Annotated in this window: 11 protein-coding genes; 5 read left to right on the top strand and 6 right to left on the bottom strand. The window is 70.7% G+C overall.

The features are described from left to right. Positions 1-78: 78 nt before the first annotated feature. Positions 79-963, top strand: a complete 885-nt coding sequence (locus tag FS769_RS07520; protein WP_144831489.1) for an ABC transporter ATP-binding protein — start codon at positions 79-81, stop codon at positions 961-963. Continuing rightward, positions 960-2,105 carry an ABC transporter permease gene (locus FS769_RS07515; RefSeq protein WP_144831486.1) on the top strand — a complete coding sequence of 382 codons (1,146 nt, stop codon included), beginning with the start codon at positions 960-962 and terminating at the stop codon, positions 2,103-2,105. Before FS769_RS07520 ends, FS769_RS07515 begins: the two co-directional genes overlap by 4 nt. A 73-nt stretch (positions 2,106-2,178) precedes the next feature. On the opposite strand, the gene FS769_RS07510 is transcribed toward FS769_RS07515, so the two are convergent. Genes FS769_RS07510 through FS769_RS07500 form a run of 3 tightly spaced genes read right to left on the bottom strand, consistent with a single transcriptional unit; the run spans position 2,179 to position 5,161 of the window. Continuing rightward, the gene (locus tag FS769_RS07510; protein WP_144831483.1) at positions 2,179-2,559 is read right to left on the bottom strand and encodes a VOC family protein; all 381 of its coding nucleotides are present in this window, start codon (positions 2,557-2,559) and stop codon (positions 2,179-2,181) included. A gap of 46 nt (positions 2,560-2,605) precedes the next feature. Then, entirely contained in the window at positions 2,606-3,364 is a 759-nt protein-coding gene (locus tag FS769_RS07505) for a hypothetical protein (RefSeq protein ID WP_144831480.1), read from the bottom strand. Between the two features lie 9 nt (positions 3,365-3,373). Next, a complete protein-coding gene (locus FS769_RS07500; protein WP_186325452.1) occupies positions 3,374-5,161 on the bottom strand; it encodes a glycoside hydrolase family 15 protein in 1,788 nt (595 codons plus the stop codon). 113 nt (positions 5,162-5,274) lie between these two features. Here FS769_RS07500 and FS769_RS07495 point away from each other — a divergent pair, with 113 nt between their 5' ends. After that, the gene (locus FS769_RS07495; RefSeq protein WP_144831473.1) at positions 5,275-6,636 is read left to right on the top strand and encodes a glucose-6-phosphate dehydrogenase; all 1,362 of its coding nucleotides are present in this window, start codon (positions 5,275-5,277) and stop codon (positions 6,634-6,636) included. A 157-nt stretch (positions 6,637-6,793) separates the two neighbouring features. Next, positions 6,794-7,378: a nitroreductase family protein gene (locus FS769_RS07490; RefSeq protein WP_144831470.1), complete on the top strand. Its 585-nt coding sequence runs from the start codon at positions 6,794-6,796 to the stop codon at positions 7,376-7,378. 100 nt (positions 7,379-7,478) lie between these two features. On the opposite strand, the gene FS769_RS07485 is transcribed toward FS769_RS07490, so the two are convergent. Continuing rightward, the gene (locus FS769_RS07485; protein WP_144831468.1) at positions 7,479-9,695 is read right to left on the bottom strand and encodes an ATP-dependent Clp protease ATP-binding subunit; all 2,217 of its coding nucleotides are present in this window, start codon (positions 9,693-9,695) and stop codon (positions 7,479-7,481) included. A gap of 371 nt (positions 9,696-10,066) precedes the next feature. Then, the gene (locus FS769_RS07480) at positions 10,067-11,053 is read right to left on the bottom strand and encodes a GlxA family transcriptional regulator (RefSeq protein WP_144831465.1); all 987 of its coding nucleotides are present in this window, start codon (positions 11,051-11,053) and stop codon (positions 10,067-10,069) included. An 87-nt stretch (positions 11,054-11,140) separates the two neighbouring features. Between FS769_RS07480 and FS769_RS07475 the strand changes: the two genes are divergently transcribed. Then, positions 11,141-11,365, top strand: coding sequence for a hypothetical protein (locus tag FS769_RS07475; protein ID WP_144831464.1), 225 nt, complete (start codon positions 11,141-11,143; stop codon positions 11,363-11,365). A gap of 57 nt (positions 11,366-11,422) precedes the next feature. Here FS769_RS07475 and FS769_RS07470 read toward each other — a convergent pair whose 3' ends face one another. Beyond that, a complete protein-coding gene (locus FS769_RS07470) occupies positions 11,423-12,646 on the bottom strand; it encodes a glycosyltransferase (protein WP_144831461.1) in 1,224 nt (407 codons plus the stop codon). Positions 12,647-12,649: the final 3 nt, after the last annotated feature.

Below are 12,649 nucleotides of genomic sequence, written 5' to 3'. Positions count from 1 at the left end.
CGCGGGAACCCTTCTCGGGGCGGAGGTGCCGCGGCATCCGCGTCTCTAGCGTGGAGGCATCGAGAGAAGGGATGCACCGTGCTCCAGTTGGACGGCATCACCAAGAGCTACGGCGGACGCCGCGTGCTCGACGAGGTGGGATTCACCGTCGCCCCCGGGCGACTGACCGGCTTCGTCGGCGGCAACGGCGCCGGCAAGACCACGACCATGCGCATCGCCCTCGGCGTGCTCGGGAAAGACGCGGGCAGCGTCGAGCTGAACGGCTCCCCTGTGACCACGGCGGATCGGCGGCGCTTCGGCTACATGCCCGAAGAGCGCGGGCTGTACCCGAAGATGAAGGTCGCCGAGCACATCGCCTACCTCGCGCGGCTGCACGGCTTCGGCAAGGCGGAGGCGAACCAGAAGGCCACCGCCCTGCTCGAGCGGCTCGGACTCGGCGAGCGCCTCGGCGACCTGGTCGAGACGCTCTCGCTCGGCAACCAGCAGCGCGCCCAGATCGCGGCCTCTCTCGTGCACGAGCCCGACGTGCTGATCCTCGACGAGCCGTTCTCGGGCCTCGACCCGCTCGCCGTCGACGTCGTCGCGGGCGTGCTGCAGGAGAAGGCGGCAGCGGGGGCTGCGGTGCTGTTCTCGTCGCACCAGCTCGACGTCGTCGAGCGGCTGTGCGATGACCTCGTGATCATCGCCGGGGGCACGATCCGCGCCGCCGGCACGCGCGACGACCTCCGCGCGCAGCACGCGACCCACCGCTACGAGCTCGTCTCGCGCGCGGATGCCGGGTGGCTGCGCGAAGAGCCCGGCGTGACGGTGCTCGACTTCGACGGCGGATACGCCCTCTTCGACGCCGCCGACGACACCATCGCGCAGCGGGTGCTCCGCGGCGCGGTGGAGCGCGGCGACGTCGCCAGCTTCTCTCCCCAGCGGCCGACCCTGGCCGAGATCTTCAAGGAGGTCATCCAGTGAGCACCTCGACTCCCACCCGCACGCCCTCGCCCGCGCCGACCACTGCGCGCCCCGCCCCCAGCGAGCTGCAGAGCATCTGGCTCGTCGCCGAACGCGAGATCGGCTCGAAGCTGCGGAGCAAGGCCTTCGTCATCTCGACCGCGATCCTCGTGCTCGCGGCCCTCGCCTCGGTTGTGTGGGGCGGCTTCGCCGCCAACAACGCCTCCGACAGCGGCACCCCCGTCGCCGTGACCTCTCAGACCGAGAGCGCTGTGTCGGGGCTCGAGGGTCTCGACGTCACCGTCGCCGACAGCGATGACGCCGCCCGCGCCCTCGTCGAAGACGGGACGGTGGATGCCGCCCTGGTCTCGGGATCGTCGGACGCCGCGTTCGACTACACCGTCGTGGTGAAAGACAGCGTGCCCTCGACGCTGCTGCAGAAGCTGAGCGAGACCCCGCCCGTCGACATGATCGACCCCGGCGCGGGCGCCGCCGATGCGCTGCGCTACCTGATCGCGCTCGGCTTCGGACTCGTCTTCCTCATCGCGGCATCGACCTTCGGCGGCACCATCGCGCAGAGCGTGGTCGAAGAGAAGCAGACGCGCGTGGTCGAGATCCTCATCTCGGCGATCCCCGTGCGGGTGCTGCTGGCCGGAAAGGTGCTCGGCAACACGATCCTCGCGATGGCGCAGATCGTGCTGCTGGCCGCGGTCGCCGTGGTGGGTCTCGCCGTGACCGGTCAGGCGGGTGTGCTCGACACCCTCGGTGCGCCGATCGCCTGGTTCGCGATCTTCTTCCTGTTCGGCTTCGTGCTGCTGGCGTCGCTGTTCGCCGCCGCGGCCGCGATGGTCTCGCGTCAGGAAAACATCGGTGCGACGACGACCCCGATCACGATGCTGATCATGGCGCCGTACTTCCTCGTCATCTTCTTCAACGACAACCCCGTCGTGCTGACGATCATGTCGTACGTGCCCTTCTCGGCCCCCGTCGGCATGCCGCTTCGCATGTACCTCGGCGACGCGCAGTGGTGGGAGCCGGTGCTGTCGCTGATCGTGCTGCTCGTCTCGTGCGTGCTCGCCATCGGCGTCGCCTCGCGCATCTACCGCAACTCGCTGCTGCGCATGGGTGCCCGTGTGAAGCTGGTCGAGGCGCTGAAGGGCTGACGGCCCCGGCGCGGTCTTTCGAGCGGGCGGATGCCGGAGTCTTCGGCATCCGTCCGCTTTCTCTGTGCGCGGGTCATTCCTCCAGCACGGCGAGCACGTTCCCGGCCGGATCGCGGAACCACGCGATGAGCGGTCCGCCCTCGCGCATGATGCCGCGGGAGTCGGTCGGGAAGTTCTCGTCGTCGTAGATCTTCGTGTCGACGCCGCGTGAGCGGAGATCGTCGACGGCCGCCTCGACATCGGCGACGGGGAAGTTCAGCACCGTGAACGACGCCGGCTCGTGGTGGGGCTTGCCGTAGACGAGCACGCGCCCGCCGGAGGCGAGGTGCATCATCAGGAAGCCCGAGCCCTCGAGCACCTCGACGCGGATGCCGAGCGTGTCGGCGTAGAAGCGGTGTGCGGCCTCGAGGTCGTCGACCGCGAGACCCGAGTACGCACCATCGGGGTGGAACATCGTCGTTCTCCTTCGTTCAGCGCGTCACGGGCATCGCGACGCGGGGCTACGGCGCCACGTAGGCCGTGACGCTGTCGGACAGGCGGAGGGGCTCGCCCGCCACCTGGTCGCCGCTGGGCTGACCGATCGCGACCGTGAGGCTCTGATCGATGCCGAAGACCGCGGCGCCGGTCTGCGCTCCGCTGGCGCACCCCGCCGACCACGGGCGGTTGTCGCTCGAGGTGAAGGCGACGATGCAGCGGCCGTCGCCGTCGTCGGGCCGGGCGAGATAGATGCGGAAGTCGTCGATCGTCGCGATGTAGCGCGTGCTCGCGGCGTCGATGCCGCTGTCGCGCATGATGTCGGCCGAGATGACGTCTTCCGTCGTTTGCGGGAACGCCATCTCGGGCAGGTCGGAGACGGCCGGATCAGCGGTCGCCGCGGGCATGGCAATGCTCGACCCGATCGCGATGCCCACGCCGACCAGAGCCGCCGCGCCGACCGCGGTGAGCGTCCAGCGCAGGATGCGGCGGGGCGGGCGGTCTGCGGGGCCGGCGAGCGGGGCGCCCACGGTCTCGACGGATGGGTTACCCGTCTCGTCGCGGGGCGGGCTCGGCCGGGCGTCCGGTGCCGCGGCATCCGGCTTCGTGACCGGGGTGGACGGGTGCGGCGGGACGTCGTCGGCCGCGGCGGGGCCCCCCGACGGCATCCGGCGCGCATCATCTTCGAGTTCGACGAGACGCGCAATCATCTCGGGGGTCGCACTGCCCCCGTCTGCGCCGTAGACGCGCTCCCGGAGTCTTCCGAGCTCGCCGTCGTCGTCCATGCCGCGACTCTACGACCCGGACGCCCCGCCCGGGGCGGTCTTGTCGAGCGCATCGGCGGCGCCCACGAGGGCGAGGTGCGAGAGTGCCTGCGGGGTGTTGCCCGCCTGTCGACCGGTCACGGGGTCGTACTCCTCGGACAGCAGGCCCAGGTCGTTGGCCACCGAGGTCAGACGGTGCATGAGGGCTTCGGCGTCGTCGCGGCGGCCACTGTGCGCGTACTGACCCACCAGCCAGAACGAGCAGGCGAGGAACGGATGCTCGTCACCGACCAGCCCGTCGACGCCGGTGGTGCGGTACCGCAGCAGCCACCCGTGGGGCATGAGCGTCTCTTCCATGCGGGCCACTGTCGCGAGCATGCGCGGGTCGTCGTAGGCGCAGAAGCCCACCTGCGGCAGCACGAGCAGCGAGGCGTCGACCTCGTCGGTGTCGAAGTGCTGGGTGAACCAGCCGCCCTGGTGCACGCCGCGTGCGTCGATCTCGGCACGCACGCGGTCGCGCATCTGTCGCCACGTGTCGAGTTCGCCGTCGAGGCCCCCCTCTTCGACGGCCCGGATGCCGCGGTCGAAGGCCGCCCAGATCATGGCGCGGGAGTGCGTGAAGAAGTGCGGATCACCCCGCATCTCCCAGATGCCGAGGTCGGGTCGGTCGACCCATTGCACCAGCTGCGCGAGGAGAGCGCGCTGCAGCGCCCACGAGAACTTCGTCTCGGCGACCCCCGCGGTGCGCGCCGCATCGAGGGCGACCATCACCTCGCCGATGACGTCCGCCTGATACTGGTCGACCGCGCCGTTGCCGATACGAACCGGGGCGGCCCCGTCGTACCCGGGCAGGCTCGAGATCTCGCGCTCGGGCAGGTCGCGTTCTCCGGCGATGCCGTACATGATCTGCACGTCGGCCGGGTCGCCGGCGATCGCCCGCAGCAACCAGTCGCGCCAGCGGTGCGCGGCGTCGAGGTAGCCGTGCTCGATGTAGGCGCTGAGGGTGAGGGCGGCGTCGCGCAGCCACACGTAGCGGTAGTCCCAGTTGCGGGAGCCGCCGAAGGCCTCGGGCAACGAGGTGGTGGCCGCCGCCACGATGCCACCCGTCTCGGAGTGCGTGAGCGCGCGCAGCACCATGAGCGAACGCGTGACGAGCTCGGGATGGGTGCCGGCCGCCTGCACGCGATCGGCCCACGCCGCCCACCACTCGCGCGTGCGCTCGAGGGCGGCCTCGACGTTGAAGGGCGCCGGGGCCTTCTGCCACGACGGCCCCCACATGAGCACCGAGTCGACGCTCTCGCCCGCCGCCGTCGTCCAGCGGCCGCGGTGGGCGGTGTCGGTCGCGATCAGGCGCGGGCCGCGGATGATCACGGCGTCGGGACCGGCGACCGCGAGGATCGCGTGCTCGCCGCCCTGGCCGACCTGCTGCACCCACGGGACCGCGCGGGCGTAGTCGAAGCGCAGGCGCACCTCGCTGACGAAGTCGACCGCGCCCGCCACCCCCACGACCCGGCGGACGACAGCCTCGACGCCCTCGTCGACGGGCATGGCGTCGTAGACGTCGGCGATCCCCGTCGACGTTTCCCACCGCGTGACGAGCACGAACGTGTCGCCGTCGTAGCGGCGCGTCGACCGGGCGTCGGGGTCGGCCGGCCGCAGCGACCAGGCGCCGTGCGACTCGTCGCCGAGCAACGCGCCGAACATCGACCCGCTGTCGTACCGCGGCAGGCACAACCAGTCGATACTGCCCTGCGACGAGACGAGGGCGGCGGATCGGCAGTTGCTGAGGAGCGCGTAATCCTCGATCGGAGTCGTCACCCTCGGATTGTGACAGCAACGGCCGACATCGTGGCCGAGCGTCGCGCTAGTGGCATCCATGCACCTGCTGCAAGCACCCGGGCGGTGTCGGACGACAGCGCTACGGTGACGGCATGGCCGCGGACACGACTCTGATCATCCTGGGCGCCTCGGGCGACCTCACGTCTCGCCTGCTGCTGCCGGCCCTGGGCCAGCTGCTCACGCGCGAACCCGGCCGGTCGGTGCGCCTGCACGGCGCCGGCATGGACGACTGGACCGGCGAGCACTGGCGCGAGGCGGTGAAGAAGTCATTCGAGACGACGGATGCCGCGGCGGCCTTCGACCAGGTCTCGCAGACCACCTATTCGCAGGCCGACATCACCCAGGCCGCCGACCTGCAGAAGCTCCTCGACGACGCCGAGGGCCGCCCCGCCCTCTACTTCGCCGTTCCCCCGGCGATCGCCGAGAAGGCCTGCCTGGCGCTCAGCGACGTGAAGATCCCCGAGGGCACGGTGCTCGCGCTCGAGAAGCCCTTCGGCACCGACGAGGCGAGCGCGCACCGGCTCAACCAGCAGCTGGCGAAGCTCGTCCCCGAAGACCAGGTCTTCCGCATCGACCACTTCCTCGGTCGCTCGACCGTGCTCAACCTCCTCGGGGCCCGCTTCGCGAACCGCCTCCTCGAGAGCGTGTGGTCGGCCGACGACATCGGCTCCGTCGAGATCGACTATCCCGAACCCCTCGGTCTCGAGGGTCGCGCGGGCTACTACGACGGCGCGGGCGCGCTCGTCGACATGATCCAGAGCCACCTGCTGCAGGTCATGGCCTTCGTGACGATGGAGCCCCCGGCATCCCTCAATCAACTCGATCTGCGCGACGCCACCTCGGCGGTGCTGCGCGCCACCCACGTGCGAGACGACGACCCCGTGCACAACTCCCGTCGCGCCCGCTACACCGCCGGCGACGTCGGCGATCGCCACTTCCCCTCCTACGTCGACGAACCGGGGGTCGACGCGGCGCGCGGCACCGAGACGCTCGCCGAGATGACGGTCGAGGTGCGCAACGCCCGGTGGCAGGGCGTTCCGATCACGCTGCGTTCGGGCAAGGCGCTCAGCTCGGGCCACCGCGCCATCACCGTGACGTTCAAGCCGGTGCGGCACCTGCCCGGAGGCTTCGTCGGCGAGAGCGAGCCGTCGGAGTTGGTCTTCTCTCTCGGGCCCGACACGATGAGCCTCGGCCTGAACGTCAACGGTGCCGACGACCCGCTCGAGCTGGAGCGCGTGACGTTGGCGGCCGACCTCGGCGAGGGCGCACTCAAGGCCTACGGCGAGGTGCTCTCCGGCATCCTCGACGGCGATGCGATGCTCGCGGTCCGCGGCGACGCGGCCGAGCAGTGCTGGCGCATCGTGCAGCCGGTCATCGACGCGTGGCGCGCGAACGAGGTGCCGCTCGACGAGTACCCCGCGGGCACCGCAGGTCCCACGTCGTGGAGCAAGTGACGCGGATGCCGTGAGCCCCATCCGGGCGCTCCCTGCCGCGCGTGCGCGGACTCATGGGCGACGCATAACTTCACACGGGAACACTCGGCGGCCCGTGGGCGTTCACTGGTGCGGGTCAATGGAGTCCCGGCATCGTCCCCGTTCCTCAGGAGTACCCATGTCACTCGTTCTCGACCGCACCGCCCCCACCGACGCCCCGATCCTCGACGTGCTCGCCGAGCGCTGGAGCACTCGCGTCTTCGACGCCGAGACTCCGATCGACGAAGAAGCACTGCGTTCCGCCCTCGAGGCGGCCCGCTGGACCCCCACGGGCATGAACCACCAGCCCTGGCGCATGATCCTCGCCCGCCGCGGCGGCGAGGCCCACGCCAAGGTCGTCTCGGCCCTGATGGGCTTCAACCAGGCGTGGGCGCCCGCCGCCGGTGCGCTGCTGGTCGTGCTCGCCGAGAACGAGACCGCCGAGGGAGACGCTCGCCCCTGGGCTCTCTACGACGCCGGCCAGGCCGCCGCGCACTTCACCGTGCAGGCGCACGCCGAGGGCCTCGCCACCCACCAGATGGGCGGATTCGTTGCCGACGACCTGCGCGCGGCCTTCGACATCGACCCCCGCTTCACCCCCGTGACCGTGATCGCGGTCGGCGCGCTGGGCGACATCGACGCCGCCGAAGAGGGCCTGCGTCAGCGCGAGCTCGCTCCCCGCGAGCGCCGCACCGTCGCGGAGTCGCTGCTCGTCGACGCCTGAGTCCCGGCATCCGGCATGCCTCGCGCTGCGGACTCCGCACGTCACAGGCTCGCACGAACGAAGAGGGGGGATGCCGCCACGGCATCCCTCCTCTGTCGTCTTACTCGACGATCTCGGCCTCGATCACGTCGTCGCCGTTCGGCTCGTCTTCTGCGGGGCCGGTGCTCACGAGCATGAGCGAGTCGCCGTCGCTGGCCACGTCGACCCGCACGACGTCTCCATCGCGCACGGTTCCGGCGAGGATCGCCATCGCCAGGCGGTTCTGGATCTCGGTCTGGATCAGACGCCGCAGCGGACGGGCGCCGTACACCGGGTCGTATCCGCGCTCGGCCAGCCACGACCGGGCGTCGGGGGTGACCGCGAGACTCAGCCGGCGCTCGCGGAGCCGCTTGTGCAGCGCGTCGACGGCGAGCTCGACGATCTGTGCGAGGTCGTCCTGGCTCAGCGCCTGAAAGATCACGATGTCGTCGAGACGGTTCACGAACTCGGGCTTGAACGCCTGTCGCACGAGCGCCTGCACCTGGTCGCGCTTCGTGTCCATCGACAGGGTCGGATCGATGAGGATCGGCGAGCCGAGGTTCGAGGTGAGCACCAGGATGACGTTGGTGAAATCGACCGTGCGGCCCTGACCGTCGGTCAGGCGACCGTCGTCCATGACCTGCAGCAGCACGTCGAACACCTCGGGGTGCGCCTTCTCGACCTCGTCGAGCAACACGACCGAGTACGGCCGACGGCGCACGGCCTCGGTCAACTGACCGCCCTGCTCATAGCCGATGTAGCCCGGAGGGGCACCCACCAGGCGCGAGACGGAGTGCTTCTCGCCGTACTCCGACATGTCGATGCGCACCATGGCGTGCTCGTCGTCGAAGAGGAAGTCGGCGAGCGACTTCGCCAGCTCGGTCTTGCCGACACCGGTCGGACCGAGGAAGAGGAACGAACCGACCGGTCGGTGCGGGTCGCTGATGCCCGCGCGGGAGCGCCGCACGGCATCCGACACCGCCTTCACCGCATCGCGCTGGCCGATCAGGCGCTTGCCGAGCTCGCGCTCGAGGTTGAGCAGCTTCTCGGTCTCGCCCTGCAGCAGGCGTCCGACCGGAATGCCCGTCCACGCCGCGATGACGGCCGCGATGTCTTCGTCGGTCACCTGTTCATTGACCATTCGACTCCCACCGGTTGCTGAGCCTGTCGAAGCATCTTCGCGCTCGGCGGTCATCAACTCGCGCTCGAGAGCGGGGATCTCGGCGTAGAGGAGTCGCGACGCGCGCTCGAGGTTGCCCTCGCGCTGCGCGCGCTCGGCATCGACGCGGGCGGCGTCGAGGCGGGTCTTCAGGTCGCCCACGCGGTTGAGCGAGGCGCGCTCGCGCTCCCACCGGGCCTGCAGCTCGTCGAGCTTGGCCTGTTCGGCGCCGAGGGTCTCGCGCAGGGTGGCGAGGCGCTCCTTCGAGGCGGCGTCCTTCTCCTTCTTCAGCGCGAGCTCTTCGAGCTTGAGGCGGTCGACGTGGCGACGCAGTTCGTCGATCTCGAGGGGCGCCGAGTCGATCTCCATGCGCAGGCGCGAGGCCGCTTCGTCGATCAGGTCGATCGCCTTGTCGGGCAGCTGACGCGAGGGGATGTACCGGTTGGAGAGCGAGGCGGCAGCGACCAGCGCGGCATCCGCGATCGCGACCTTGTGGTGCGCCTCGTAGCGCTCCTTGAGGCCGCGCAGGATCGCGACCGTGTCTTCGACCGTGGGCTCGCCGACGTACACCTGCTGGAAGCGGCGCTCGAGCGCGGCGTCCTTCTCGATGAACTCGCGGTACTCGTCGAGCGTCGTGGCGCCGATGAGCCGCAGCTCGCCGCGGGCGAGCATGGGCTTGAGCATGTTCGAGGCCGCGACCGAGCCCTCGCCGCCGCCCGCGCCCATGAGCACGTGCAGCTCGTCGATGAACGTGATGATGCGTCCGTCGGACTCGGTGATCTCTTTGAGGACGCTCTTGAGGCGCTCTTCGAACTGGCCGCGGTACATCGCGCCGGCGACGAGCGCCGAGATGTCGAGCGAGACGAGTTCTTTGTTCTTGAGGCTCTCGGCGACGTCGCCCGCGACGATGCGCTGGGCGAGGCCCTCGACGACGGCGGTCTTGCCGACGCCGGGTTCGCCGATGAGCACGGGGTTGTTCTTGGTGCGCCGGGTGAGCACCTGGCTGACGCGGCGGATCTCGCCGTCGCGCCCGATCACGGGGTCGAGCTTGCCCTGGCGAGCCCGGTCGGTGAGGTTGATGCCGAATTGCTCGAGGGCGCTACGCGCGTCCTCCTGCCCCGGCTGTTGCGTGGCGTTCATGTGGTCTCCTGGAAGTCTGTTCGCAAACTTGAGTTGCGTTGACTCAAGTTTAGCAGTGCGGCGGGCGGAGGGCAATGGATGCCGAGATGACGCCGGATACGACGGAACAGCTGTCGCGCGCGACGCCGCGGCTGTGTGCGTTCCGTCAGGATCGCTGAACGCGCTCCGCTCGCGGTGCACGCTCGAGGGGTGGATGAATCCGACAGTCGCACTATCGCCGCCGACACCTCCTTCGAGGGGGAGAGCGAGTCGAGCGTGATCCTCGGATACAACTGACGCCGGCGGGCCACCGGCGTTCCACCCCATGCAGAAGGGCGGTGGCCCGCCGGTCACCCGCGATACCCCGCCGCCCTGCTCCCGCACGGCAGGGCTCAGGCCGGGACGGCCTCCGGCGACACCGCGCGTTCTCCACTGCACGAGAAGCGCGCCCGATAGGCGGTCGGGGTCAGTCCCATCGTTCGGGCGAAGTTCTGCCGCAGCACCGCCGCCGAACCGAAGCCGCACTCCGCCGCGATGCGGTCGAGACCGAGGTCGGTCTCTTCAAGCAGACGCTGCGCGTGCAGAAGGCGCTGGCGAGCGAGCCAGGCCGCCGGCGTCGCGCCGAGGTCGGCCTTGAACCGGCGCGCGAAGGTCCGCGGCGACATGTGGGCGCGAGCGGCGAGCCGGTCGACCGAGAGCTCGGCATCGAGGTTCTGCAGCATCCACTCGGTCACCGGGGCGAGCGAGAGAGACGTGTCGATCGGGATGGGCGACGCGATGAACTGCGCCTGTCCCCCGTCGCGCTGGGGGGCGACGACCATGCGGCGGGCGATGCGGTTGGCGAGCTCGGAACCGAGCTCCTGCCGCAGCAGGTGCAGGCACGCGTCGAGGCCCGCGGCGGTGCCGGCGCTCGTGATGATGTTGCCGGACTGCACGTAGAGCACGTCGGGATCGACCTCGATCTCGGGATACATGCGCGCCATCGTGTCGGCGTAGCGCCAGTGCGTGGTGGCCCGTTTGCCATCGAGCACTCCTGATGCCGCGATCACGAACGATCCGCTGCACACGCTCAACAGCCATGAGCCACGGGCATGGGCGGCGCGCACCACCTCGATCACCCGTTCGTCGACGGCCTCCCATTGCGACCGCGGGATCGGGGCCAGGACGAGGATGTCGACGCCCGCCGCTGCCTCGAGACCGTGCTCGACGTTGATCGAGAAGCCGATGTTCGAGGGCACGACGCCGGGGTCGGGTGCGACGATGCGGAAGTCGAAGTTCGGGATGCCGTCATCGCTGCGGTCGAGGCCGAACGCCTCGCAGGCAAGACCGAATTCGAACGGGGCGAACCCCGGCTGGACGACGACGGCGACCGAGCGCATGCGCACCTCCGGTGTGGCAGGAATCTTACGAACTGCGTCCATCATGCCACTCGCGGGCGCAATTCCTCTAGACGTAGCTTTTCTGCCATGGCATATCTCATCGCTCTCGGCATCCTGTCCCTCATCGGCATCGTCGCGACCGTGTGGGTCGTGCGAACCGACGGCTACGGCCGCATCCCCACCGACCCCTCACGCGCCTCCCGCGCGGAACGCCCCGCCCGCGCCGCGGACCCGGTCGCCACGGAGCCCGCGGTGAAGCGCGCCGTGGCATCGCCGACCACGGCCCCGCTGCGCGTCGTGCGCGCCGACTGAGGCCCGACGGCATCCGCCATCGGTCCGACGCCCGGGCGCCGCGTGCGTCGGCGCGGGTCAGCGGCCGGCCGCGACCGCCCGCTCGTACACCGCGACCATCGCACCCGTACGCGACGACTGGCGGAAGCGCTCGGCGATCGACGGATCCGGCACGACGGGGGTGCCGGCGGTGATGTCGGACGCCGCGCGGGCCAGCGCCTCGGCGAGGGCCGCGGTCGTGGCATCCGCCACCGTCCACGTTCCCGACCCCAGCTCGGCGGCGATGTCGGGGTCGCTGACGACCGCCGGGGTTCCGAGCGAGGCCGCCTCGAAGACGGTCATCCCCTGCGTCTCGAAGCCGATCGAGGTCTGCACCACCGCATCGGCGGCGGCCAGGCGGGCGAGGGTCTCGGGGTACGACAGGCGCCCGGCGAAGGTCACGGTCGCCCGCGGCGCGGCGCGCTCGATGAGACGCGTCGCCTTGCCGAGTTCGGCACCCCCGCCGACGACCTCGACCTCGGCGTCGATGCCCGACGCCACGACCGCCTCGAGGAAGGGGAGCAGTCGCTTCTCGGGGCTCATGCGCCCGAGCCAGATGAAGCGCGGACGCCCCTCGGCGCGCACGGCGGGCCCGGCGGCGAGGGCGGCGTCGAGCACGTCGTCGTCGATGCCGTTCCAGATCACGTCGACGCGCGAGGCGACGCCGTGGCGCTCGAGACGGCGGGCGAAGTGGCCGGAGGGGGCGGTCACCGCTCGCGACAGGCGCGCGAGCTGGTGGAGGAACGCCCACCCGTCCGTCCGCGAGCGGGCCGAAGAGGTCGGATTCTGCGCTGTGCGCCCCGACGCCGCCCGCGGCAGGGCCCGTCGCGCCCAGGCGTTCAGTGCGCGCATCACGAGGCCGGGGAACGGAGCCGTCGCCTCGATCCCCACGTCGACGCGGTTGTGCATCGTGTGCACCACCGGCAGCGCGTGCCGCGCCGCGTACCGGTGCCCGATGAAGGCTCCCCAGAAGTCGGCCTGCACGTGGACGACGTCGACCGGCAGTCGCGCGCCCATCTCGGCATCCAGGAACCGATCGGTGCGGACACCCGGCCAGGTGAGCGCGTACTCGCGATCGGGAGTGATCGCGATCGAGGGGAGGTCGAGGTACGCGGGATCGTGCGCACCCGGGCGCGCAAGACGCGGGGCGACGACGGTGACGACGTGCCCGGCGCGCTCGAGGAAACGCTTCTGCAGGCGCATCGACACCTGCGCGCCGCCGAGCGACTCCAGGTGCTGGTCGGCGAACATGACGACGTGCACGGG

It is taken from the genome of Microbacterium sp. BH-3-3-3 (assembly GCF_007679045.1).
GTDB classification, from domain to species: domain Bacteria; phylum Actinomycetota; class Actinomycetes; order Actinomycetales; family Microbacteriaceae; genus Microbacterium; species Microbacterium algihabitans.
Note: the sequence above shows the minus strand (reverse complement) of the source record. Positions and strands in the feature narration are given on the sequence as shown.

Coding starts and splice junctions, on each gene's coding strand:
- FS769_RS07510 (WP_144831483.1), bottom strand. CDS start 2,559: ATGTTCCACCCCGATGGTGCGTACTCGGGTCTCGCGGTCGACGACCTC.
- FS769_RS07505 (WP_144831480.1), bottom strand. CDS start 3,364: ATGGACGACGACGGCGAGCTCGGAAGACTCCGGGAGCGCGTCTACGGC.
- FS769_RS07495 (WP_144831473.1), top strand. CDS start 5,275: ATGGCCGCGGACACGACTCTGATCATCCTGGGCGCCTCGGGCGACCTC.
- FS769_RS07490 (WP_144831470.1), top strand. CDS start 6,794: ATGTCACTCGTTCTCGACCGCACCGCCCCCACCGACGCCCCGATCCTC.
- FS769_RS07485 (WP_144831468.1), bottom strand. CDS start 9,695: ATGAACGCCACGCAACAGCCGGGGCAGGAGGACGCGCGTAGCGCCCTC.
- FS769_RS07480 (WP_144831465.1), bottom strand. CDS start 11,053: ATGCGCTCGGTCGCCGTCGTCGTCCAGCCGGGGTTCGCCCCGTTCGAA.
- FS769_RS07475 (WP_144831464.1), top strand. CDS start 11,141: ATGGCATATCTCATCGCTCTCGGCATCCTGTCCCTCATCGGCATCGTC.